Annotated in this window: 20 protein-coding genes and 1 tRNA gene; 12 read left to right on the top strand and 9 right to left on the bottom strand. The window is 70.8% G+C overall.

Translation table 11 applies throughout. The features are described from left to right. Window positions 1-354 carry a hypothetical protein gene (locus ACZ5PB_RS17050; protein WP_468691864.1) on the bottom strand — a complete coding sequence of 118 codons (354 nt, stop codon included), beginning with the start codon at window positions 352-354 and terminating at the stop codon, window positions 1-3. 114 nt (window positions 355-468) lie between these two features. Here ACZ5PB_RS17050 and ACZ5PB_RS17045 point away from each other — a divergent pair, with 114 nt between their 5' ends. After that, entirely contained in the window at window positions 469-1,296 is an 828-nt protein-coding gene (locus ACZ5PB_RS17045; protein ID WP_468691862.1) for an LLM class F420-dependent oxidoreductase, read from the top strand. 14 nt (window positions 1,297-1,310) lie between these two features. On the opposite strand, the gene ACZ5PB_RS17040 is transcribed toward ACZ5PB_RS17045, so the two are convergent. Then, a complete protein-coding gene (locus ACZ5PB_RS17040; RefSeq protein WP_468691860.1) occupies window positions 1,311-1,751 on the bottom strand; it encodes an SSI family serine proteinase inhibitor in 441 nt (146 codons plus the stop codon). Window positions 1,752-1,848: 97 nt separating this feature from the next. Between ACZ5PB_RS17040 and ACZ5PB_RS17035 the strand changes: the two genes are divergently transcribed. From ACZ5PB_RS17035 to ACZ5PB_RS17020, 4 genes are all read left to right on the top strand, one after another. Then, complete coding sequence (locus ACZ5PB_RS17035) at window positions 1,849-4,473, top strand: bifunctional FO biosynthesis protein CofGH (RefSeq protein WP_468691858.1); 2,625 nt, start codon at window positions 1,849-1,851, stop codon at window positions 4,471-4,473. A gap of 218 nt (window positions 4,474-4,691) precedes the next feature. Beyond that, entirely contained in the window at window positions 4,692-5,207 is a 516-nt protein-coding gene (locus ACZ5PB_RS17030; protein WP_468691857.1) for a hypothetical protein, read from the top strand. 90 nt (window positions 5,208-5,297) lie between these two features. Continuing rightward, window positions 5,298-6,755 (top strand): flotillin family protein, encoded by a 1,458-nt coding sequence (locus ACZ5PB_RS17025; RefSeq protein ID WP_468691855.1) that lies wholly within the window; start codon window positions 5,298-5,300, stop codon window positions 6,753-6,755. Between the two features lie 92 nt (window positions 6,756-6,847). Next, window positions 6,848-7,993: an ADP-ribosylglycohydrolase family protein gene (locus ACZ5PB_RS17020; RefSeq protein WP_468691854.1), complete on the top strand. Its 1,146-nt coding sequence runs from the start codon at window positions 6,848-6,850 to the stop codon at window positions 7,991-7,993. Window positions 7,994-8,021: 28 nt separating this feature from the next. Here ACZ5PB_RS17020 and ACZ5PB_RS17015 read toward each other — a convergent pair whose 3' ends face one another. Beyond that, window positions 8,022-8,804 (bottom strand): SDR family oxidoreductase, encoded by a 783-nt coding sequence (locus ACZ5PB_RS17015; protein ID WP_468691852.1) that lies wholly within the window; start codon window positions 8,802-8,804, stop codon window positions 8,022-8,024. A gap of 86 nt (window positions 8,805-8,890) precedes the next feature. On the opposite strand from ACZ5PB_RS17015, the gene ACZ5PB_RS17010 reads away from it, so the two are divergent. Next, complete coding sequence (locus tag ACZ5PB_RS17010) at window positions 8,891-9,730, top strand: hypothetical protein (RefSeq protein WP_468691849.1); 840 nt, start codon at window positions 8,891-8,893, stop codon at window positions 9,728-9,730. A 101-nt stretch (window positions 9,731-9,831) separates the two neighbouring features. Here ACZ5PB_RS17010 and ACZ5PB_RS17005 read toward each other — a convergent pair whose 3' ends face one another. The 3 genes from ACZ5PB_RS17005 to ACZ5PB_RS16995 all read right to left on the bottom strand — a co-directional run bounded on the left by ACZ5PB_RS17005 (window position 9,832) and on the right by ACZ5PB_RS16995 (window position 12,270). After that, window positions 9,832-10,038 carry a DUF397 domain-containing protein gene (locus ACZ5PB_RS17005; protein WP_468691847.1) on the bottom strand — a complete coding sequence of 69 codons (207 nt, stop codon included), beginning with the start codon at window positions 10,036-10,038 and terminating at the stop codon, window positions 9,832-9,834. A gap of 272 nt (window positions 10,039-10,310) precedes the next feature. Then, window positions 10,311-11,186, bottom strand: a complete 876-nt coding sequence (locus ACZ5PB_RS17000) for a helix-turn-helix domain-containing protein (RefSeq protein WP_468691845.1) — start codon at window positions 11,184-11,186, stop codon at window positions 10,311-10,313. Between the two features lie 313 nt (window positions 11,187-11,499). Further along, window positions 11,500-12,270, bottom strand: a complete 771-nt coding sequence (locus ACZ5PB_RS16995) for a GOLPH3/VPS74 family protein (protein WP_468691844.1) — start codon at window positions 12,268-12,270, stop codon at window positions 11,500-11,502. A 201-nt stretch (window positions 12,271-12,471) separates the two neighbouring features. On the opposite strand from ACZ5PB_RS16995, the gene ACZ5PB_RS16990 reads away from it, so the two are divergent. From ACZ5PB_RS16990 to ACZ5PB_RS16980, 3 genes are all read left to right on the top strand, one after another. Further along, on the top strand, window positions 12,472-15,612 hold the full coding sequence (locus tag ACZ5PB_RS16990; protein ID WP_468691842.1) for a D-alanyl-D-alanine carboxypeptidase family protein: 3,141 nt from the start codon (window positions 12,472-12,474) through the stop codon (window positions 15,610-15,612). Between the two features lie 409 nt (window positions 15,613-16,021). After that, window positions 16,022-16,225, top strand: coding sequence for a cold-shock protein (locus ACZ5PB_RS16985; protein WP_189825182.1), 204 nt, complete (start codon window positions 16,022-16,024; stop codon window positions 16,223-16,225). A 277-nt stretch (window positions 16,226-16,502) separates the two neighbouring features. Next, window positions 16,503-18,089 (top strand): DEAD/DEAH box helicase, encoded by a 1,587-nt coding sequence (locus tag ACZ5PB_RS16980; RefSeq protein ID WP_468691841.1) that lies wholly within the window; start codon window positions 16,503-16,505, stop codon window positions 18,087-18,089. Window positions 18,090-18,232: 143 nt separating this feature from the next. Here ACZ5PB_RS16980 and ACZ5PB_RS16975 read toward each other — a convergent pair. Both ACZ5PB_RS16975 and ACZ5PB_RS16970 read right to left on the bottom strand, forming a co-directional pair. Further along, a tRNA-Arg gene (locus tag ACZ5PB_RS16975) sits at window positions 18,233-18,305 on the bottom strand. A gap of 122 nt (window positions 18,306-18,427) precedes the next feature. After that, on the bottom strand, window positions 18,428-19,795 hold the full coding sequence (locus ACZ5PB_RS16970) for a M6 family metalloprotease domain-containing protein (protein WP_468691840.1): 1,368 nt from the start codon (window positions 19,793-19,795) through the stop codon (window positions 18,428-18,430). 281 nt (window positions 19,796-20,076) lie between these two features. Here ACZ5PB_RS16970 and ACZ5PB_RS16965 point away from each other — a divergent pair, with 281 nt between their 5' ends. After that, window positions 20,077-20,721 (top strand): TetR/AcrR family transcriptional regulator, encoded by a 645-nt coding sequence (locus tag ACZ5PB_RS16965; RefSeq protein WP_468691838.1) that lies wholly within the window; start codon window positions 20,077-20,079, stop codon window positions 20,719-20,721. A 147-nt stretch (window positions 20,722-20,868) separates the two neighbouring features. After that, a complete protein-coding gene (locus ACZ5PB_RS16960; RefSeq protein ID WP_468691837.1) occupies window positions 20,869-22,476 on the top strand; it encodes an MFS transporter in 1,608 nt (535 codons plus the stop codon). Between the two features lie 122 nt (window positions 22,477-22,598). Here ACZ5PB_RS16960 and ACZ5PB_RS16955 read toward each other — a convergent pair whose 3' ends face one another. Then, window positions 22,599-23,144, bottom strand: coding sequence for a MarR family winged helix-turn-helix transcriptional regulator (locus tag ACZ5PB_RS16955; RefSeq protein WP_468691836.1), 546 nt, complete (start codon window positions 23,142-23,144; stop codon window positions 22,599-22,601). 44 nt (window positions 23,145-23,188) lie between these two features. Between ACZ5PB_RS16955 and ACZ5PB_RS16950 the strand changes: the two genes are divergently transcribed. Further along, the gene (locus tag ACZ5PB_RS16950; RefSeq protein WP_468691834.1) at window positions 23,189-23,971 is read left to right on the top strand and encodes a dioxygenase family protein; all 783 of its coding nucleotides are present in this window, start codon (window positions 23,189-23,191) and stop codon (window positions 23,969-23,971) included. Window positions 23,972-24,006: the final 35 nt, after the last annotated feature.

Raw genomic sequence — 24,006 nt, 5'->3', positions numbered from 1 at the left:
TCAGGTGGTCCGGCGGTTGCGGCGGACCAGCCACAGGATGACCATCACCAGCACGATCAGTGCGATCACGCCGAAGACCAGCCCGATGATGAGCCCGACGCCGAAGCCCTTCTTCTTTTTCTTCTTCTTCGGCTTGGACTTCGAGGCGGTGGTGCTGTCGGCCACGCTGGCCCGTGCCTGCGTGGAGAGGGCGGTGTTCGCGCTCGCGCCGGTGGAGGCGGAGGTGGCGACCGTCCCCGTGGCCGATGTCATGACGCGCGGTGTCGCCGCAGATGCGGAGGACAGCGACATGGCGGGCGCGCCCAGCAGCAGCGTGCCCGCGAGGAGGAATGCAGTGGTTGTCCTGGTGCTCATGCGCATGATGTTGCGCCCTTCCCCGTCCGTGCCGGGCCCACGCGGACCTCTCGGCTTTCGGCACCGTACGCCCTACCGTGTGACCGCCAACAGGCGCCCGACACAGGAGGTTGTATGCGGATCGCGACCACCGTCTTCCTGACCGACGAGACGATCACACCGGTACGACTGGCGAAGGAGCTGGAACAGCGCGGCTTCGACGGGCTCTACCTGCCCGAGCACACGCACATCCCGGTCGGCCGGGAGACCGCCTACCCCGGGGGCGGCGAACTGCCGCGCGAGTACGGGCGGACGCTCGACCCGATGATCGCGCTCGGACAGGCGGCGGCCGTGACCGAACGGCTCACCCTGGGCACCGGGATCACGCTCGTCGCCCAGCACGACCCGATCGACCTGGCGAAGCAGGTCGCCACCCTCGACCACCTCTCCGGCGGGCGCTTCACCCTCGGCCTCGGCTTCGGATGGAACAAGGACGAGGCCGCCGACCACGAGGTGGAGTGGACCACCCGGCGCGAGCTCGGGCGGGACCGGGTCGCTCTGATGAGGTCCCTGTGGGCGGACGAACCGACCGCGTACGAGGGCGAGTTCGGGTCGGTGCGGGCCAGCGTGGCGTACCCGAAGCCGAAGGGCGGTGCGCCGCGCATGCTCGTCGGCGGGGCCGCCGGGCCGAAGCTCTTCGAGCACATCACGGCGTACGCGGACGGCTGGCTGCCCATCGGCGGGCGCGGACTGACCGAGTCCATTCCGGTGCTGCGAGGGGTCTGGGAGGCGGCGGGGCGTGACCCCAAGGACCTCCAGGTCGTGCCGTACGCGGTCCTGCCGAGCCCCGGCAAGCTGGCGCACTACGCCCAGTTGGGCATCGAGGAAGTGGTGCTCCAGCTGCCGTCGGCGGGGGAGGAGGAGGTACTGCGGGCGCTGGACTCGTACGCGCAGTACCTCTGACTTCCCGGCCGTGGCTAGGCGCCCGCTCCCGCCGTCACCGGCAGGAACGGCACCATCGCGTCCCAGCGGGAGATCTCGCAGCCGTCGGTGCGGCTGTAGTGCGCGTCCACCGGGCGGCCCGCCCAGGTCCCGGTGACGTGGGCGAGTGCAGGGCCGCCGTACTGGTCGGTGCAGATCGCGTCCGGCGGCACCGGTGCGAACGGGTCCCTGCCCCAGACGGTGACCTCGTCGAGCCGCTCGCAGGCCGCCGGGGCCTCGGGGTGGGTGCCGCCCGTCGGGTGGCAGGACAGCTCGTAGGTGCCGTCGGCGGTCCCGGAATCGGTGACGGTGAGGATCAGGTGGTCCCCGGCCGGATGACCGGCGCCGGGGCCCGCCGGCCCCACGGCGGAAGCGGAAGCGGCGCTGCCCAGCAGGGCCAGCAGGGGCAGCGTGACGGTGGCGATACGGCGCAGCATTCGGGGCTCCGGTGAGTGGGGAGAAGTACGGAGGTGTGCTGCGTCTAACGCCTCCACGCCCCGAATGTCACGTGCACATCGAACGTATCCTCGGGGGATGACGAGCTCCGCAGCGCAGCCCACCGGACCGACCGGCACGCCCCCGACCGAGAACTCCATGCGCCGCGCCCTCAAACGTGCCCGTGACGGTGTCGCACTCGACACCGGCGAGGCAGCCGTCCTCCTCCAGGCGCGCGGCGAGCAGCTCACCGACCTCTGTGCGTCGGCGGCACGTGTCAGGGACGCGGGACTTGAGGCCGTCGGGCGGCCCGGCGTCATCACGTACTCCAAGAAGGTCTTCATCCCGCTCACCCGGCTCTGCCGCGACAAGTGCCACTACTGCACCTTCGTCACCGTCCCGGGCAAGCTCCGCCGCGCCGGGCACGGCATGTACCTGTCGCCGGACGAGGTCCTGGAGATCGCCCGCGCCGGAGCCGAAATGGGCTGCAAGGAAGCCCTGTTCACTCTCGGCGACCGGCCCGAGGAGCGGTGGCCCGAGGCGCGGGAATGGCTGGAGGCGGAGGGGTACGACGACACGCTCGCCTACGTACGCGCCATGGCCATCCGGGTGTTGGAGGAGACCGGCCTGCTGCCGCACCTCAACCCCGGGGTCATGTCGTGGACCGAGCTTCAGCGGCTCAAGCCCGTCGCGCCCTCGATGGGGATGATGCTGGAGACCACGGCCACCAGGCTGTGGAGCGAGCCGGGCGGCCCGCACCACGGCTCTCCCGACAAGGAGCCCGCCGTCCGGCTGCGGGCGATCGAGGACGCCGGGCGCTCCAACGTCCCCTTCACCACCGGGATCCTCATCGGCATCGGCGAGGACTACGAGGAGCGCGCCGACTCCCTCTTCGCGCTGCGCAGGACGGCACGGGCGTACCACGGCATCCAGGAAGTGATCATCCAGAACTTCCGGGCCAAGCCGGACACCGCGATGGGGAAGATGCCCGACGCGGAGCTGGAGGAGCTGGCGGCGGCCATTGCCGTCGCCCGGCACATCCTCGGTCCCTCCGCCCGCATCCAGGCCCCGCCGAACCTGGTCGACGAGGAGTACGCGCTGATCATCGGCGCGGGCATCGACGACTGGGGCGGGGTCTCCCCGCTCACCCCCGACCACGTGAACCCCGAGCGCCCCTGGCCGCACATCGACCAACTGGCCGCGCGCACCGCCGCATCGGGCTTCGAGCTGCGCGAGCGGCTCACGATCTACCCCGAGTTCATCCAGCGGGGCGAGCCGTGGCTCGACCCCCGGCTGCTGCCGCACGTCGGGGCGCTCGCCGACCCGGAGACCGGGCTCGCCCGTGCGGACGTCACGCCGAAGGGGCTGCCCTGGCAGGAGCCGGACGAGGCGTTCACCGCCAGCGGGCGCACCGATCTGCACCACACCATCGACACCGAGGGACGCACCGGCGACCGGCGCGACGACTTCGACGCGGTGTACGGCGACTGGGAGGCACTGCGCGAGGCGGCGGCGCCCGGCATGGTGCCCTCGCAGATCGACGGCGACATCAGCCGGATCGACGGCGAGCTCAAGGCCGCCCTGTCGCAGGCCGCCGACGACCCGACGAAGCTCACCGACGCCCAGGCGCTCACCCTGCTGCACGCCGACGGCCCGGCACTCGACGCGCTGTGCCGGATCGCGGACACGCTGCGGCGCGACGTGGTCGGCGACGACGTCACGTACATCGTCACCAGGAACATCAACTTCACCAACGTCTGCTACACCGGCTGCCGCTTCTGCGCCTTCGCCCAGCGCCGCACCGACGCCGACGCGTACACCCTCTCCCTGGACCAGGTCGCCGACCGGGCCGCCCAGGCGTGGGACGTGGGCGCGGTGGAGGTGTGCATGCAGGGCGGCATCCACCCCGACCTGCCGGGCACGGCGTACTTCGACATCGCGAAGGCCGTGAAGGACCGGGTGCCGGGCATGCACGTGCACGCCTTCTCACCGATGGAGGTCGTCAACGGGGCCACCAGGACCGGGCTTTCGTTCCGGGAGTGGCTGACCGCCGCGAAGGAGGCCGGACTCGGGTCGATCCCCGGGACCGCCGCCGAGATCCTCGACGACGAGGTGCGCTGGATCCTCACCAAGGGCAAGCTGCCGACCGCCGAGTGGATCGAGGTCGTGAAGACCGCGCACGAGGTGGGACTCAGGTCCTCGTCCACGATGATGTACGGGCACGTGGACCAGCCCCGGCACTGGCTGGGCCACCTGCGGACACTGGCCCGCATCCAACAGGAGACGGGCGGGTTCACGGAGTTCGTGACGCTGCCGTTCATCCACACCAACGCCCCGGTGTACCTGGCGGGGATCGCGCGCCCCGGCCCGACGGTGCGCGACAACCGGGCGGTCACCGCGATGGCGCGGCTGCTGCTGCACCCGCACATCACCAACATCCAGACCAGCTGGGTCAAGCTGGGCGCCGAGGGCGCGGCCGAGATGCTGCGCTCCGGGGCCAACGACCTGGGCGGGACGCTGATGGAGGAGACCATCTCCCGGATGGCGGGATCGAGTTACGGGTCCTACCGGTCCATCCAGGACCTGATCGCCATCGCCGACGCGGCGGGCAGGCCCTCCCGTCCCCGTACGACGCTGTACGGCGAGGTGCCCGAGGAGCGGGTCGCCGCGGCGCACGCCTCGGACGGACACCTTCCGGAACTGCTGCCGGTGCTGGGCGACTGAGCGGCGGGACCGAGCAGCCGGAATCCGGCGGAACCAACCGTGCGGGAAGGGGCGTCGTCGCTGGTGCGGCGACGCCCTTCGGCGTGTTCCGGTTGCACGGGTGTCCGGCATCAAGAACGCGTAAAGACTGCCTGACTCCGGCAATGACGAATGTCAGTGCGGCGTGCGACTCTTCGGTTACGTCAACAGATCGGCGCACACGGGGGAAAGGGGTGGGAATGTCACTGTTCCTCGGTCTCGGTATCGCGGGTGTGGTGCTCCTGCTCCTCGCGCTGGTCTTCGACGGGCTGCTGGAGGGGCTGTTCGGTGGTTTCTCCGCACTGGAGGGACTGTTCGACGGACTGCTCTCGCTGCCGGTCGTCGCCGGATTCACGGCGATGCTCGGCTTCGGCGGTGCGATCACGCTGGGTACCACCGGCCTCGGTGCCGGCGCCGCCACGGGGGTCGGCGCCGTAACCGGGGTCGGTGCGGCCTGGCTGACCTGGAAGTTCAGCCGGGCCCTGATGCGGGATCAGACCGATGCGACCCCGCGCGGGGAAGACCTCGTCGGGACCTCGGGGTCGGTGGTCACCGCGATCCCGGCCGGCGGGTACGGCGAAGTGATCGTGTACCTCGGCGGGCAGCCGGTGAAGTACGCGGCGAAGAGCGAGATACCGGTGCTCCGGGGCGCGGACGTGTGGGTGGAGGCGACGCTGTCGTCCACCTCGGTGTCCGTACGCCCCGTCGAACGCTGAGGGCCCTTCTTCTTCGGCTTCTTCCGTCGGCTCGCCCGCCCGCCCCCTCCTTCCGCACGTAACCGCTCAACCACCACGAGGGATTTGCCCATGAGCCCAGTCGTCATCGCGGTCGTCGGAGTCGTCGTACTCCTCGTCCTGCTCGGCCTTGTCGTCATCACGCGCTACAAGGTCGCCGGGCCGAGCGAGGCGTTCATCATCACGGGGCGGCGCGGCAAGAAGTCCACCGACCCGGTCACCGGCCGGATCAGCACCGACAACAGCGGCCAGAAGGTCGTGGTCGGCGGCGGAGTCTTCGTCGTGCCGTTCGTGCAGCAGAAGTCGACGCTCGACCTGTCCAGCCGGCAGATCCCGATCTCGGTGCGCGGCGCGGTGACCCTGCGCGGTGTGAAGGCCAACCTCGAAGGTGTCGCCATCGTCAAGGTCGGCGGCAACGAGGACGCGATCCGGGCCGCCGCCCAGCGCTTCCTCCAGCAGCAGGGCCAGGTCAACAGCTTCACCCAGGAAGTGCTCTCCGGCGCGCTGCGCGCGATCGTGGGCCGGATGTCGGTCGAGGACATCATCCGGGACCGGGCCGCGTTCGCCGGGCAGGTCGCCGAGGAGGCCGAGGCCAGCCTCTCCGGGCAGGGCCTGGTGCTCGACGCCTTCCAGATCCACGACATCACCACCGAGGGCTCCTACTTGGAGGACCTGGGCCGGCCCGAGGCCGCCCGCGCCCGCCAGGAGGCCGACATCGCCGAGGCCATCGCCAAGCGGGCCTCCGAGCAGGCCCGGCTGAAGGCGGCCGAGGAAATCGCCATCGCCGAGCGGACGTTCTACCTCAAGCAGGCGGAGATCCGCGTCGAGACCGAGGCCGCCGCCGCCCAGGCCAACGCGGCCGGTCCGCTCGCCGAGGCCGCGCGCCAGCAGGAAGTGCTGTCCGAGCAGGAGAAGGTCGCCCAGCGGCAGGCCGCCCTGACCGACCGCGAACTCGACACCAAGGTCCGCAAGCCCGCCGACGCCGCCCGCTACCAGGCCGAGCAGGAGGCCGAGGCGCGCAGGATCAGCCAGGTCAAGGAGGCCGAGGCGGACGCCGAGCGCTCCCGGCTCACCGGTGAGGGCGAGAAGCTGCGCCGTGCCGCACTCGCCGCCGCCGTACGCATCGAGGGCGAGTCCGAGGCCGCCGCCATCGCCGCGAAGGGTTCGGCCGAGGCCGAGGCCATGCAGAAGAAGGCGGACGCGTTCGAGCGGTACGGCGACGCGGCCGTGATCCAGATGCTCGTCGAGGCACTGCCGCAGGTCGTCGCCAAGGCGTCCGAGCCGCTCAGCGCCATCGACAAGATGACGGTGATCTCCACGGACGGCGCCTCCCAGCTCTCCCGCACCGTCACCGACAACGTCGCCCAGGGCATGGAGCTGCTCAGCTCCACCACCGGCGTCGACCTCGCGGCACTGCTGAAGGGCGTCGCCGCCAAGGGACAGGCCGGGGCGCGGGTGCCGGAGCAGGCGGGGACTCCTGCCGCGAGCGCCGCGGGCAGCGAGAACGGGCAGATCCCGATCACGGACTGACCACTGCTGACCGAGTTGTGGCTCTTTGGGACCTGTAAGGGTCCTGAGGAGCCACAACTCGTTCAGATGCAGATCAAGTAGCGTGTCGCGCCATGAGCAGTACAGTCCCCGCCCCCGCCGACGCCGCCGCCTCCGCGGCCCCCCTCTGGGGCCGGGCCGAGCAGCAGGACTTCCGCAGCCGGGTGCGCGGCGCCCTGCTCGGCGGCGCCGTCGGGGACGCGCTCGGCGCCCCGGTCGACCAGCTCCCGCTGACCGCCGTACGCCAGAGCCACGGGTTCGCCGGAATCCTCGACCTGGCGCCCGCGTACGGCAGGAGGGGCGCGGTCACCGCCGCCACCCAGCTCACCCTGTTCACCGTCGACGGGCTGATACGCGCCCAGGTCCGCCGGGACACCGGCGCCTGGCACCCGCCCACCGACGTCCACCGCGCCTACCTCCGCTGGTCCGCCACCCAGCACGACTGGGGCCCCGACGAACGCCGTGCCGAGGACGGCTGGCTGGCCCGCGAGGAATGGCTGTACGTCCGCAGGTCACCGGCGCGCGACTGCCTGCGCGCCTTCCGGGAACCGTCGATGGGCACCCTCGACCATCCGAAGAACCCGGACTCCACCGACCCGGCGGCCGTCGCCCGCTCCGCCCCGTTCGGACTGCTCGTCGGCTGGGAACCACAGCTCGTCCTCCAGCTCGCCGTCGAATGCGCCGCCCAGACCCACGGCCACCCCCGCTCCTGCCTCGCCGCCGGCGCGCTCGCCGTCCTGGTGCACGGCCTCGCCCGGGGCGAGGGCCCCGCCGCAGCCGTCCAGCGCACCCTCGCCCTGCTCGGCACCCGCCCCGGCCACCACCCCGTCACGACGGCGCTGCGGTCCGCGCTGGACGCCGTACGACTGGGCACGCCGACCCCGGAGCGGGTGGCGGAGCTCGGCGACGCGCGGACGCCCGAGGGTGTGCTCGCGGTGGCCCTGTACTGCGCACTCGTCGGCGAGGACATCCGGCACGGGCTGCGGCTGGCCGTCAACCACGACGGCGCGTCCGCCACCACCGGCGCACTCTGCGGGGCCCTGCTCGGCGCCATGCACGGCGAGACCGCGCTGCCGCCGGGCTGGCTCGCGGAGCTGGAGGGCCGGGCGACGATCCTCGAACTCGCCGACGACTTCGCCATGGAGATGACCCAGGGCCCCGCCCTGCACGGCCCGACCGCGAGCGCACCGGGCTGGCTGGCCCGCTACCCGCGCGCCTGACCGGACCGCCCCGCCCGTACGGCCCGGCTCACCGCATCAGCTCACCCGCGTTGACCAGCAGCTGCTGTCCCGTGATCGCCCGCGCCCGGTCCGAGGCGAAAAAGACCACCGCGTCCGCGACGTCCCCGTCCGTCGCCATCTCCGGCAGCGCCATCCGCGCGTCCAGCCGCTCCCGCACCGCCGACTCCGGGATGCCCTCGGCCTGGGCCGCGTACGACACGAAGCCCTGCACCGGCGGCCCCCACATCCAGCCGGGCAGCACCGTGTTGACCCTGATCCGGTACGGTCCCAGCTCCCGCGCCAAGGAGTACATCGCCGAGGTCAGCGCCCCCTTCGACGCCGCGTACGCCGCCTGCTCGACCTCGCTCGGGCTGGCGATCGCCGACTGCGTACCGATGATGACGACCGAGCCGCCGCGCTCCTTCAGGGCGGGCAGACAGGCGCGGGTCATCCGCAGGGTGCCGAGCAGATTGACGTCCATGACCTGCTGCCAGGCGGCGAAGTCGGCGTTCTGGAGGCCGCCGAAGTGGGTGTCGAACGCGGCGACGTGCACGACCGCGTCGATCCCGCCGAAGCGCTCACCCGCCAGCGCGGCCAGCCGCTCGCAGCTCCGCTCGTCGGTGATGTCGGTCGGCAGGTAGGCGGTCCGGCCGCCGTCCGGGTCGAGCTCGGCGGCGGCCTTGGCGAGATTGGCCTCGGTACGGGCGCCGAGCACCGCGTTGCCGCCGTCCCGCAGCACGGCGGCCGCCACCTGGTGCCCGAGCCCGGCACCCACCCCCGACACGACGACGGTCTTTCCCTCGACGAGCATCACGTGGTTGCCTCCGCACCCTGGCCGATTGTCTGACGGACCGTCAGAGTAGGTCTGTCGTACGTGACTTGGAAGGGGAGAGGGCAATGAGCGAGGACACCAGGAGCGAGACCTACGCGGAGCTCGCGGCCGTCGGACCGTACGGGGTGCGCCCCGGCCACGCGCTGATCACCATGGTCGAACCGCACCCGGGGCAGGAGTACGCCTACAACCGCTGGTACGAGGACGACCACTTCATCGCGGGCGCGATGGCCATGCCCTGGATGTACGCCGGGCGGCGCTGGGTCGCCACCCGCGACCTCCAACTCCTGCGCTACCCGTCCGAGTCGGCGGTCGCCGACCCCGTCACCGCGGGCTGCTACCTCTCCACGTACTGGATCACCGAGGGGCGCTACGACGAGCACATGAAGTGGACCGTCGGCATCAACAAACGCCTCAACCGGGACGACCGGGTCCACCAGGCCCGCACCCATGTCTTCACCTCGTTCCAGGACCACGAGGCGACCGTCTACCGCGACGGGGCCGCCGGACCCCGCGACTTCCACGCACTCGACCACCCGTACCAGGGCCTGGTCCTCCAGGTAATAGACGCCGAAAGCCCGAAGCAGCGGGGCGAGTTGGCCGAATGGCTGCGCTCCTCCCACCTGCCCAAGCAGCTCGCGGGCTCACCGGCGGCCATGGTCACCGTCTTCCGGCCGACCCCGCTGCCCGGCGACCGGATGACGTACGTCAAGCAGGTCGAGGGCGTCGACACCCGGCTGACCCTGCTGTGGTTCCTGGAGGAGGACCCGCGCGCACACTGGGAGGAGCGCTTCGGCGGACTCGGCGACGCGGTGGCCGGGGCGGGTCTCGGGCGGGTGGAGCTGGTGGCGCCGTTCATCCCGACGGTGGTCGGGACCGACCGCTACGTCGATGAACTCCGTTAGTTTGCACGGGCGTTGAGAAGCCCCCTCGGCCAGGACGGCGGGCCAGTCGAGAGGGCTCTGTGGTGGTGCTGTGGTACCCGAGGTACCTGATCCGTGCGGGATCAGCGGCCCAGGGAACCCTGGCCGACCTCGGCGATGAACGTCGTCCACGAACCCGGGACGAAGGAGATCGAGGGGCCCTCGGGCGCCTTCGAGTCCCGCACGTCGATGGCGTGCATTACCGGAGACTTCACTTCGACGCACGCGCCGTTTCCGCCGGAGTACGAGGACTTCGTCCACTCGGCCGTCGCGCCCTTGAGAATTGCCATGTCCGTTCCGCCTTCACCAGTCGTTGTGAGCTGCCAACGTGCTTGCTTGGCGTGATCGACGCTACGCCGGAACTCGTGGGCGCACAGCGGTCGTTCACTCGACTGGATGGCATTGCCCCGATGGGTCTTCCACTGGCCTATGCGCAAGGTGTACGGTACGCGGCCTCCGCCGTCCGGGCCTGTACCGGCCCCTTGTCTTCCGCTTTTCCGGCGTTGCGGCCGCTTCGGCTCCCCGGTCCTCTTCGGCTCCCCGGCCCTTTTCAGCTCCCCGGCTAGGCCTCCCGCTCGGCGCTCGCGTACTCCTTGGCGATGTTCTCGATGAAGAGGTGCGAGTCCTCGACGCTCAGCGCCTTGGCGCGCAGATGCTCGTACATCCCGGTGAACTTCTGCACGTCGGGCGTCTTCTCCAGATAGAGGTCGCTGGTCACGCCCTCGATGTAGACCACGCTGGAGTCGGTCGTCTCCGGGAACTCCAGGATCGCGTAGTGTCCGCTGACCCCGGTGTGCGCACCCGCCCTGAACGGCAGGACCTGGATGGTCACATGGGGCAGCCGGGCCAGCTCCTGGAGGTGCTCCAACTGCGCCAGCATCAGGTGCCGGTCGCCGACGACCCGGCGCAGTGCCGCCTCGTCGATCACCGCCCACAGACGCAGCGGCGAGGTGCTCGTGGTGATGCGCTCCTGCCGGCGCAGCCGGACGCCGACCCGCTTCGCCCAGTCCTGCGGGGGGTCCTCGGGCAGCGCGCCGGAGATGAGGGCCTCCGCGTACTGCGGCGTCTGGAGCAGGCCGGGCACGACCTGGGGCTCGTACACGCGCAGGTTGTCGGCGTCGGTCTCCAGACCGATGTACACGCTGTACGGGATGTCGCCGAAGGAGTGCCACCAGCCTTGCTGGCGCGAGTCCTTGGCCATTTGCATCAGCGATTCGACGACCCTCGGGTCCTCGACCTCGTACACCCCGCAGAGGTCGCGGACGTCGCGCGGGCTGATGCTGCGGCGGCCGTTCTCCAGCCGGCTGATCTTGGACTGGGAGACCAGGAGCCGCTCGGCGACGCCTTCCGCCGTCATGCCTTTGAGCTCTCGGAGGCGACGCAACTCCTGGCCCAGTCGGCGTCGCCTGACGGTGGGATTGACATTGGGGGACGCCACGGGAACTGCACCTCCGGCTGCGTGCTCTGCTTATCTACTCTTCAGCAGACTGCCACCAACTGGCTTGGCCGCGCTGGTAAACGGCCACACAGGGTGGTGCCGCGGACACGTAACCGGAACGGATTCGGCGGCAGCCGGCGCAAGGGGACGCGCTCCGGGGCGGGAATTCGCTCCGGCACGGGAAACACGCGCGGGGCGGCGGCCCGGCCCTCGTCCGGACGGCCGGTCCACTGCCCCGCGCGTTTGTTCCGCGGTGCTGCGGTGCTGCGGTACTTCGGTGCTGCGGTTCCTGCTCGGTGCTGCGGGTGGTGCTTCAGTGCGCCACGGCACGGGCCATGCTGCCGCGGTGCGGCTGCACCGGTACGGAAGCGGAAGCGGTCTGACGCGCTCCGCCGCCACCGCCGTTGCCGGGACTTCCCGGAGCGGCGGACGTGCCCGGCGCGGCACGGCGCGGCGCGGCGGCCACACCGTTCTGGACGTCCATCACGGCGTGTGCCACGAGTCCGCCCATCGGGTCGTGCCGAATCAGGTCCCGGAGACGGGACCTGGACGACCGGCCCTCGTTGCCGGGGTACAGGTGCTTGCCGAGCCCGACTGCGTGGGCCAGCGCGGCGAGCGCCGCGGTCCGCGGATCCGGCGGTACACCGGTGCGGATCGCACTGTCCAGCCGGGCACGGATGTCCCGGCTGATTGCCGTGTCGGTCGCCTGGTAGCGAGTCGTCGGCAGCACCCCGCACATCTGGCCCGAGACGGCATGAACCATGCCGCACCGCTCCAGGTGCGCGAGATAGATCTGGCGCAGCCCCAGTCGGGGCCCGCCGATCCAGTGGACCGCCCGAACCGGGCTGCCGCGTCGGCGCAGCAGTTCCAGTGCGGAGTCCAGTGTCGGATCTCCGGTCGGCCGTGGCATCACCACGGCGATACGATCCCCGTCAGGGGCTATCCGTCCTGCCAGAGCCAGCTCCACTAGCTGTGCCCCGGCCAGGCCGAGGTCGAGCGACTGCGGCTGCGCTGTGGTACCCGTTGCCGGGTCCAGAGCGAGCAACAGAAGCTCCTCCGGAATTGTTCTGCGGCTCCTGCCCATCCATGCCTCCCCGCGTGGATGAATGACAGGGTGACCCCTCTCACATTCATCTGTCGAGAGTGCCTGGGTGCTATGTACGGGAACCAGTAGGTATGTCGTTCTCGTCTAGCACGTGGGGCCGGTGCTCGTAGCAGGACACTGGTCCATGGATCGGACAGCGGGGGCGGGCCCCGCTGCGGTGTGCGGGTTGAGGAGGCATCGGTGGCGGGCGAGTCCCCCGGCAGGTCGGAGCAGCGGAAGTCGTCGGGGGAGACGGCGGGCGAACGCGATCCTCGGCTCGCGGTCTTCCGCGAGAGGACGCAGGAGGCGTCGAAGTCGGTTGCGGACGATGCCGACGAGGTGGTGCACGAGTCGGCGTCCACGGAGTCCACGGGCGTGGACCAGCCCACGGGCGTCTTCAGGACCCGCCCGAAGGGCACCGAACCGGAATCCGGTTCGAAGCCGGGTTCCGGCCCGGAGACGGATTCCGGTACGGAAACGGAATCCGGTGCGGAAGCGAATCCGGAGGCGGAAGCAATGACCGAGCCCGACGGGCCCGACGAGGTGGACCAGCCGACGGGCGTGTTCCGGACGCGCCCGAAGGACACCGACGGCGACGACACGGACACCGGAACGGGCGCCGGGACGGGCGACTCCCGCCTGCGCGCGGCCGTCGCGGCCTGGGTCGCCACGTCCGACGACCCGGACGCGGCTCCGTCCGGCCCGGACGCCGACCCCGACACCGACACCGACGCCGAGTCCAGCGCCTCGTCGTCCGCCGCCATCGCTGCCGCCGCCTTCTCGGGCGCTCGTGCGGCCCGGAAGGCCGCCGGTGACCCGCAGGACCGTTCCGCCGCCGCCGAAGGCACGAAGGACGACGAGCCCAAGCGCGTGAAGGCCGATTCCGCGGCCGACGACGCCACGAAGGCGAATTCCGAGAACCCCGCCCCCGCGACAGCCGCCCACGCCGAGCCCGGGCCGACCGGCTCCGCCAAGGACAAGCCCGCAGGGACCGAACCCGAGGCGGCCGAGTCTGCGGCAGCCGGGTCGGAGAAGACCGAGCGTGCCGAGGACGAGCCTGCGGCAGCCAGGGCCGCGAAGCCTGAACCCGCAGAGTCCGCCCCGAAGGCCTCCCCACCTGCGAAAGCCAAGCCCCAGGCCGACACCCCCGCAACCACCAACCCGGACAGCACCAAGCCCACCGGCGCCACGCCGGACAGCACCAAGCCCATAGCGGGCCAGCCCACGGCTGACAAGCCCGCCCTCAAGCCGGACGCAAGCGATTCCACGGCAGCCAAGCCGACCGCAGGCAAGCCCGCCCCCAAGCCGGACGCGAGCGAGTCCCCGGCAGCCAAGCCGACCGCAGGCAAGCCCGCTGGAAACGACTCCACGCCCGCCGAGCCCTACGCGGGCAAGCCCTCCGGAGACAACTCCACGGCAGCTGAGCCGGACGCAGCAAAATCCCCGGCCGCCAAGCCCGCCGCCGAGCAGACGGCTGTCCTCCCGGTCGTGGGTCAGCCCAAGGCTGCCAAGCCGGACACCCCCAAGCCCACCGGCGCCAAGCCGGACGCGGGCAGCCCCGCAGTCGGCCAGTCCACGGGTGACAAGTCGGAGGGCGTGCCCTCGGGTGACAAGCCTGCCGCCGTCAAGCCGGACGCGGGCGAGCCCGCAGCTGGCGAGCCGAGCAGCGCCAAGCCCTCCGCCGACACGCCGGACGCGGGCAAGCCCTCCGGTGGCCCGTCCGACTCGCGGGACGACGAGCGCGGTGGGGTCGATCAGGCCACCGCCGTCTTCAAGACCATGCGGCCCTCCGCGCCCGAGGTGGATCAGCCGACGGCGATGCTCAAGTTGCCCGCGACCGATCCGAAGGCGCCCAGGGCCCCCCGTGGCGGGCCGAGTTCCAAGGTGCCGCCGCCCGAGTCCGACACGGAGCGGACCAGCACCTTCGTACCGCTCAGGCCCGACGACGTACGCGCGCCCAGGCCCCCGGCAGCCCCGGCCGCATCTCAGCCGTTGCCGCAGCAGGCCGCCGGGCTTCCGGAGGCCGAGCGGACCAAGCAGCAGCCGCTGCCGCCCAAGCCGCCGCTCGACCTGCTCGCCGAGCTCACGAACAAGCCCGCGCCGCCGGAGACGCCGGTGCGGACGACCGTCCGCCGGGTCAAGATCTGGACGCCGCTGGTCCTGCTGCTGGTGGTCGTCGTCGGGGTCGTGCAGCTGGTGCGTCCGCTGCCGGACCCGAAGATAGAGCTCACGTCCTCGCCGTCGTACACCTTCGAGGGTGGGAAGACCGACATGCCATGGCCGGGTGACGGCCAGTCGGCCGTCGAGGTCGAGGGCGTCGGTTCGATGGGCACCGAGGGCGCGCAGAAGCCCGCCCCGATCGCGAGCATGGCGAAGGCCATGACGGCGTACGTGATCCTCCAGAGCCACCCGCTCAAGGGCAAGGAGACCGGCCCCAAGGTCTCCATCGACCAGCAGGGCGAGGACGACGCGAAGAAGCCCGACGAGTCGACGGCCAAGGTCACCAAGGGGCAGGAGTTCACGCTGCGCCAGATGATCGAGCTGCTGATGATTCCCTCGGGCAACAACATCGCGCGCCTGCTGGGACGCTGGGACGCCAGGTCGGAGGAGGAGTTCGTCAAGAAGATGAACGCCGCCGCCAAGGACCTCGGCATGACCAACTCGACCTACACCGACCCCAGCGGCTTCGACAAGGGCACCGTCAGCACCCCGGTCGACCAGGTCAAGCTGGGCAAGGCGGTCATGAAGAACGAGGTCTTCCGCCAGATCGTCGACCTGCCCCAGGTCAAGGTCCCCGGTATCGACGGCATGATCTACAACAACAACAACATCCTGCTGAAGCCGGGTGTCAACGGCATCAAGACCGGCTCGACCACCCCGGCCGGCGGCAACCTGCTGTTCACGGCGAGCACGATCATCGACGGCAAGGAACGTCGGATCATCGGCTCGGTGATGAACCAGCAGAAGGGCACCAAGCTGAGCGACAAGCTCCAGGCCGCCATCGACAACAGCCTGAAGCTGATCGAGAAGGCGCAGGAGGTCGTGACGTCCGCGACGGTCGTCAAGAAGGGCGAGGTCGTCGGGTTCGTGGACGACGGGCTCGGCGGACACACCCCGGTCGTCGCGACGCAGGACCTCAAGGCGGTCGGCTGGCCCGGACTGAAGGTGAACCTGGAGGTCGGCGCGGCGGCGGGCAAGACGGTGCCGCACGCGGCGAAGGCCGGTGACGTGGTCGGCGAGGTCACCGTCGGCACCGGTCCGGGTCAGGTCAAGGCGCCGGTGGCGCTCCAGTCGGACCTGGTCGAGCCGGGCTTCGGGTCGAAGCTGACGCGGCTGGGCTGACGCGGCTGGGCTGACCCGGCCGGGCTGACGTGGCTGGCCGGGCGGGCCGAGGAGATTTCGGCCCGCCCGGCGCTCGTTCGTAAGGGCTCGCAAGGGTCCGTGAGGGTTCGTACGGGGGTGAGGGTTGGCGGCCTCGCCGCCGGGGTAGATTCCCCGTGCGCTCCGCCCAGAGCGACGACGCGAATACTCGCCGTGCCGAAATGCTCTCGGCATGCTACGGTTATTCGCAGTTGCAGTTGTGGTTCCCGAAAAGACTTACAAGTGCTCTCCCTGGAATTCATTCGTCTTCCGGTGGGCGCACTTTTCTTTTGTATTTCCGGTGCTTTTCTCCCGGACGGGGTCATCATCGCGCGACGTGGAACACGCACAGTGTGTGTTTCCCGGGTTTTTACCCCGAAGGAGATTTGACATGGCTACTGGCACCGTGAAGTGGTTCAACTCGGAAAAGGGCTTCGGCTTCATTGAGCAGGACGGCGGCGGCGCCGACGTCTTCGCCCACTACTCGAACATCGCCACCTCCGGCTTCCGTGAGCTCCAGGAAGGCCAGAAGGTGAACTTCGACGTCACGCAGGGCCAGAAGGGCCCGCAGGCGGAGAACATCGTCCCCGCCTGATCATCGGCTTCGTGCCTGATCAGCGGTGACAGCGCGGCTGGGACCTGCACCTCGGGTGCAGGTCCCAGCCCGTTTTTGCGCCCGGGAATGAAACGGGCCCGGTTGTTGTTATGAGGGACCGGAGTCAGGGACAGGGGGAGCCCCCTCGGTCTGCCTCCGTGTTTTTCTATGTTTTTCAGTGTTTTGAATTCATTTCGGCCCGTTCTTGAAATGCGGCCCGCCGGTTCGCGGGTCCGGGATTTCCTCGATACGTGCCGGTATCGAGGAGGAATCTCCATTGAGTACGAACTATGCCCGCTTCGGCGGAAACCGCGACACCAGTGCCGGAAAGCGCGGCTCGGGCTCCGGCACCCGTACGGGCGGCGGCCACGCCGGTGGCGGCAACACCAACCGGTCCGGCTCCGGCACCACCAACCGGTCCGGCTCCGGCAACGGCGGGCGGACCCGCCGTCCGGTGTCGCTGAAGGGCGAATTCGCCCTCCCGGTCACCGTCACCCCCGGCCTGCCCCCGGTCACCGCCTTCACCGAGCTCGACATGCCGGACTCCGTCCAGCGGGCCCTGGTCGCGGAGGGCGTCACCGAGCCCTTCCCCATCCAGGCCGCGACGCTCCCCAACGCCCTCGCGGGGCGCGACGTGCTGGGCCGTGGCCGCACCGGCTCCGGCAAGACCCTCGCCTTCGGCCTCGCGATGCTCGTGCGTACGGCCGCGTACGGGCGCAGGGCACAGCCCAAGGCGCCGCTCGCCATGGTCCTCGTACCGACGCGCGAACTCGCCCAGCAGGTGACGGACGCACTCACCCCGTACGCGAAGGTCCTGAACCTGAGCCTGGCCACCGTCGTCGGCGGCATGTCCATCGGCCGCCAGTCCTCCGCGCTGCGACGCGGTACGGACGTCGTCGTCGCCACCCCCGGCCGCCTCAAGGACCTCATCGAGCGCCGCGACTGCCGGCTCGACCAGGTCAGGATCACCGTCCTCGACGAGGCGGACCAGATGGGCGACATGGGCTTCATGCCCGACGTCAACGAACTGCTCCAGCAGGTACGGGAGGACGGGCAGACCATGCTCTTCTCCGCCACCCTCGACCGCAACGTCGACAAGCTGGTGCGCACCTTCCTGACCGACCCGGTCGTCCACTCCGTCGACCCGTCGTCGAGCACCGTCGCCACCATGGAGCACCACGTCCTGGAGGTGCACGGTGCCGACAAGCACGCCACCACCATCGAGATCGCGGCCCGCGACGGACGCGTACTGATGTTCCTGGACACCAAGCACGCCGTGGACCGGCTCACCACAGACCTGCTCGCCAGCGGCGTCCGCGCGGCGGCCCTGCACGGCGGCAAGTCGCAGCCGCTGCGCACCCGTACGCTCGACCGCTTCAAGAACGGCGAGATCACCGTCCTGGTCGCCACCAACGTCGCCGCCCGGGGCATCCACATCGACAACCTCGACCTCGTCGTCAACGTCGACCCGCCGACCGACCCCAAGGACTACCTGCACCGGGGCGGCCGCACCGCCCGCGCGGGCGAGTCCGGCCGCGTCGTCACCCTGGTCACGCACGGCCAGCGCCGCGACTTCGCCCGGCTGATGCGCGAGGCCGGCGTCACGGCGCACACGGCCGCGGTCCGCTCCGGCGACGCCGAACTCACCCGCATCACCGGCGCCCAGGCCCCGTCGGGCGTTCCGGTCCGAGGCGCCTCCAAGACGTCCGGTGCGGCCGGCGGGTCGTCCTCTGCCGCCTCCCCCGACCAGAACCGCAGCCGCCCGACCCGCTCCCGGCGCTCCCCGGCCCCCTCCAGGGGCCGCCGCGAATCCGCGGAGATGGCGGCGGCACGCAAGGCGGCGGCGGTCCGCAGGGCCTCCTGACCGCTCATTCTGCGGCGGCCCACCTCCGCGCCGACCTCGACGCCCGCACGGAACGCATCCTGCGCGGCGGCACGGACTGACCCACCGGCGCGTACGCACCACGAAGCCCCCCGGCCGATGACGGCCGGGGGGCTTCGCGACTGTGCCCCCGGCAGGATTCGAACCTGCGACACCAGCTTTAGGAGAGCTGTGCTCTATCCCCTGAGCTACGGAGGCATGGGCGGCCACGGGAGGACGCCGACCGACAGTGTAGCCGGTGGCCGGTGGTGGGCCGACAGGGTTTCCCGGGCCGCGCCCGGGGGCTCGGGGTGGGGGGAGGCGGGCGCTTTCGCGTGGAGTCAGGAGCGGGTGATGCGGATCCGGTGGTCTCCGGTGTCGCTGTCCTCGTCGAGCACGTCGATGCGTACGCCGCGCTCGCGGTCGGTGAACGACGTGCCGGGGACGAACGTGGCGTCGGAGAGCTCCAGATGGACGTTGGGCCGCCGGGTGCAGCCGCCGCTGCCGGGCTCGCTGTCGGCGACGGTGATGGGGCCGTTGCCGGTGTCCACGTCCGCGTCGACGCGGTAGACGAGCACGCCGGGCTTGCACACCGCGTCGTCGTTGCCCGCGCGGGTGCGCACCTCGACGGCGTAACCCGACTTGTCGGAGAGCGGTACGAAGGCCAGCTTGCGGCCGGTGCCCACGGAGGCCAGCGGGGCGAGCGTGAGGTCGGTGGTGCCGGGGCGGGAGGCGCAGCCGATCTGCCGGCTGTCGAGCCAGCCCAGCTTCCACTTGTGCCAGCCCAGCAGGTCGTTGTTGGCCCCCCAGTCCTCGGACATGATGTCCCAGTGGCCGACCGCGCCGCCGCCGTCGGTGGTGTAGAGGTCGGGCAGGCCGAAGACATGGCCGTTCTCGTGGGGGAGTACCCGGAAGCCGGTCTCCGGGTAGCTGCCGGAGCCGTCGTCCTGGCGGCTGTAGACGAACGAGGTGTTGGCGAGCGGCACGCCGTCCGCGACCGGCGCCTCGCTGTTGCCGGAGAAGGTCACCGACAGGACGGTGTCCAGGGCGGAGGGGCCCGCGTTCGGGGTGACCAGGATGTTCACCAGGTCGTACGCGGAGAAGTCGACCCGGGGGTCGGCGATCGACACGATGTCCTGCACCAGCCGCTGGTAGCCCGGCTCGAACGGGGCGCCGCGCTCTATCCCGTACTCGGCGAACGCCAGCGGCATCCGCAGCCAGTCGGTGAGCGGGGCCTTGGGGACGTACCGCAGCCGGCCGTAGCTGCTGGCGTCGAACCAGGCGGCGGTCTGCGGCGCGAACTCCTGGAAGCGGGCGAGCGCCGTTCCCTGGCCCACGGCGTCCGGGAAGTCGATCATCAGGTTGAGGGCGCGCACCTCGCCGGTGGACCGCGCGTAGCCGGCGGGCGTCGGCATGCCCTCCGACATCTGCACGCCGTGGGTGCCGGTGATGCGGCACGGCTGGAGGGCCGCCTCCAGCGCCTCCGTCGAACCGGGCGGTCCGGCCGGTTCGGCCTGCGTACGTACGGCGCCGGAGCCCTCGGCGGCGCGGTGGGTGGTTCTGGCCGGGCCCGACTGGGAGTGGCGGAAGTCGCCGAGGGGGGTGCTCGCGCTGGTCACCACGGTGAGGGCGACGGTCGCCAGGGCGGCGAGGGTGATGACGCGGCGCGGGCCGCCGGTTATGCCGGGGCGGGGGCGCGGCTGCTGCATGGAATATGGCCTTCCGCTCCACGCAGCCCTGTCCGTTCCGTCCCGGACAGTACTGACTGCTCCTGTTTGCTCACCCTCCGGTGACGTGCGGAGGGGCGCGCGGTGGGTGGGCCGAAGGTGGGGTTCCTTGTGACTCAGGTCACAGGAAGGAAGGGGGGGCAGGTGGAAATAAACGGGGAGCGTCTCCCCGTTTGAAGGTAGGTCCGCAAGAAGTGGGGAAGCCTTCCCCGGTTGGGAGAGTGGTCGTGGTGGTCAGCGAATCCGGTGCCTCCGGTGCTTCCGTGGCTGAGCGGCGCGTCACGCGCCCGCGTGCCGACGCACTGCGCAACCGGGAGCGCATCGTCACCACGGCGCGCGAGATGTTCGTCGAGTACGGACCCGAGGTGCCGCTCGACGAGATCGCCCGCCGTGCCGGGGTCGGCAACGCCACGCTCTACCGGAACTTCCCCGACCGTAACGGCCTGATCCACGAGGTGGTGCTGTCCGTGCTGTCCCGCACGGCCGAGCGCGCCGAAGCGGCGGTACTGGAGATCGCCGAGGAGCAGGGCGATTCCTTCGGCGCCCTGCGGCGCTTCGTCCACGAGGCCGCCGACGAGCGGATCGGCGCACTGTGCCCGATGCTCTCCGAGGGGTTCGACGTACAGCACGAGGACCTGCTCGCCGGGCGCGAGCGGCTGGAAGTGGCCGTCGAGGACCTCATGGGCCGGGCCCGCAAGGCCGGCCGGCTCCGTACCGACGTCGCGGTCGGAGACCTCATGGTCGCGCTGTCCCAGCTCACCCGGCCGCTGCCCGGCAGCGGCTGCATGAACTTCGACCAGTTCGTCCACCGCCATCTGCAACTGTTCCTCGACGGGCTCGAAGCACCGGCCCGCTCCGAACTGCCCGGGAGCGCCGCGACCCTGGAGGACCTCCGGCGGTCACGGTGATGCCGCCGCCTCGGCGCCGGGCGTCACTTCACACATGAGCCGGGCGTCACTTCACACGTAACTCGATCAAGCGCAGTGCCCCCTGGGTGCCGCTCCTGTCCGTATTTCTAGCTTTCACAGCATTCGCACCCTTAGGTGGCTACTCCCATGTCAAAAACAGACCACTCCCTCTCCCAGCGGGGAGGCGCGATATCCGATTCCGTGCCAGGCAACGCAGTTGACCCCAACCGCTGGAAGGCGCTCGTCTTCATCGCGCTGGCCCAGCTGATGGTCGTCCTCGACGCCACGATCGTGAACATCGCCCTGCCGTCCGCCCAGACCGACCTCGGCATCTCCGACGGCAACCGGCAGTGGGTCATCACCGCCTACGCCCTCGCCTTCGGCGGACTGCTGCTCTTCGGCGGCCGCCTCGCCGACCTGTGGGGCCGCAAGCGCGTCTTCGTCATCGGCCTGATCGGCTTCGCCGCCGCCTCCGCATTGGGCGGTGCCGCATCCGGCGAGGCGATGATGCTCGGCTCGCGCGCCCTCCAGGGCGTCTTCGGCGCCATGCTGGCACCCGCCGCGCTGTCCCTGCTCGCCGTGACCTTCACCGACGTGAAGGAGCGCGCCAAGGCGTTCGGCATCTTCGGCGCCATCGCGGGCGGCGGCGGTGCGGTCGGCCTGATCCTCGGCGGCTTCCTCACCGAGTACCTCGACTGGCGCTGGACGTTCTTCGTCAACATCCCCTTCGCGGTGGTCGCCGCCGTGGGCGCGTACTTCTTCATCCGCGAGCCGGCCGGCGGCCGCAACCGTTCGCGGCTCGACATCCCCGGCGTGGTCCTCTCCACCCTCGGCCTGGTGGCCCTGGTGTACGGCTTCACGCGCGCCGAGAGCGACGGCTGGAGTGCCGGCATGACCCTGGGCATGTTCGCTGCCGCGGTCGTGCTGCTGGCCGCCTTCGTGGCCGTCGAGTCCCGGGTGAAGAACCCGCTGCTGCCGCTGCGCGTCCTGCTGGAGCGCAACCGGGGCGGGGTCTACCTGTCGCTGGGCCTCGCGGTCATCGGCATGTTCGGCCTCTTCCTGTTCCTCACGTACTACCTCCAGGCCATCAAGGGCTACTCGCCCGTCATGACCGGCTTCGCGTTCCTGCCGATGATCGCGGGCATGATCACGGGCTCCACGCAGATCGGCGCCCGGCTGATGACGCGGGTGCCGCCGCGCCTGCTGATGGGCCCCGGCTTCCTGCTCGCCGCGACCGGCATGCTGCTGCTCACCCAGCTGGAGGTCGGTTCCTCGTACGCCGGTCTGATCCTGCCCGCGCAGCTGATGCTGGGCCTGGGCATGGGTACGGCGTTCATGCCGGCCATGTCGCTGGCCACGCACGGCATCGAGCCGCGCGACGCGGGCGTCGCCTCCGCCATGGTGAACACCTCGCAGCAGGTCGGCGGCGCCATCGGCACCGCGCTGCTGAGCACCGTCGCGGTCAGCGCCACCCGGGACTACGCCCTGTCGCACGCGGGCGACGGCCTGCCCGAGCAGCTGCTCGGCGCACAGGCGGCGGTGCACGGTTACGCCAGTGCCATCTGGTGGGCCGTCGGCATCCTGGTCGTGTCGGCGGGCATCGCCTTCACGCTGATCACGGCGGGCAAGCCGGGCGTGACGACGCCCGCGTCGTCGTCGGGCGAGGGCAGGGGCCCGGGTGCCGACGCGGCAGCCGGCGGCGACGTGGCAGTCGACGCCGACGCCGAACTGAAGATTCCGGTCATCGCGCACTGACGCACTTTGACCCCTTCGCGCCCCGGTTCCGCTGTGCTGTCCGCAGCGGGGCCGGGGCGTCGTGCGTCGGGTCGGCACAGGGACGTCGTTGCGCCGTTGCTTCGTTACGTCGTTTGTACGTGTCACCGGAGCCAGGGAAGGTCCGCACCCGTACCCGTGGGCTCCAGGCCGTCGGCGATGCTGCACATGATCTCGCCGAGCTGCCGCACCTGTTCCTCGCTCAGCCGGTCGAAGATCGCCGCGCGGACGAGTGCCACGTGGTCGGGTGCCGCCGCCTTGAGGACCTCGTAACCCTCGTCGGTGAGGAAGGCGTTCTGGCCGCGCTTGTCGGAGGGGCAGTCCTGGCGGCGGACCCAGCCGTTCCGCTCCAGCCGGGCGACCGCGTGCGAGAGCCGGGAACGGGTGATCTTCGCGCTCTTGGCCAGCTCGGTCATCCGCAGCTTGCGGCCGGGAGCCTGTACGAGTTGTACGAGCAGCCCGTAGTACATGTGCGGCATGCCCGCGTCGCGCTGCAGCTGGCGGTCGAGGGTGTCGTCGAGGAGGGTGGTGGCGTGGATGTACGCGCGCCAGACGCGCTGTTCCTCGTCGCTGAGCCAACGGGGTTCCGGGGCGGCGGCGCTGCCGTCCGGTGGCCGGGTGCCGTGAGCCGTCTTCTTCTTCGTTCTCATACGCTCCACTGTAAAGCTCCTCATTGAAAGTTAAACTAGATCGCATGACATCCACCGCCGCGCGCATGCCCGCCCTCTATCTCAGCCACGGAGCCCCGCCCCTCGCGGACGACCCGGTCTGGCCCGGGGAACTGGCCGCCTGGTCCGCCGACCTGCCCAGGCCGCGCGCGATCCTGGTGGTCTCCGCCCACTGGGAGGAGGCGCCGCTGGCTCTCGGCGCCACCCGTACCGTCCCTCTCGTCTACGACTTCTGGGGCTTCCCCGAGCACTATTACGCGGTGCGGTACGCCGCGCCGGGCGCGCCTGAACTGGGCGATTCCGTACGGAAGCTGCTGCGCGGCGCCGGGCTGCCGGTGCAGGACGAACCGGACCGGGGGCTGGACCACGGGGCGTACGTACCGCTGGTGGAGATGTTCCCGGAGGCCGACATTCCGGTGCTCCAGGTGTCGATGCCGACGCTCGACCCGCAGCAGCTCATGGACATCGGGCGCAAGCTGGCGCCGCTGCGGGACGAGGGGGTGCTGATCGTCGGCAGCGGCTTCTTCACCCACAACCTGGCGGCACTGCGGCACACCGGGCCGGGCGTGCCGTCGTGGTCGGCGGAGTTCGACGACTGGGGGCAGCGGGCGCTGGCCGCCGCGGACGTCGACGCACTGCTCGACTTCGAGCACAAGTCCCCGGCGGGCGCCCTGGCCCACCCGCGCACGGAACACTTCGCACCGCTGTTCGTGACGCTGGGCGCGGCGCAGGACGAACTCGGCAGTGTGCGCAGTGTGATCGACGGATTCTGGATGGGCCTGGCGAAACGATCGGTCCAGTTCGGCTGACGTTGACGCTGACGACGCCCGTATCCGGGACTGGG

Source organism: Streptomyces sp. NPDC032721, assembly GCF_055579625.1.
The sequence above is the reverse complement of the archived record's forward strand: the minus strand, read 5'-3'. Positions and strand labels throughout refer to the sequence as shown.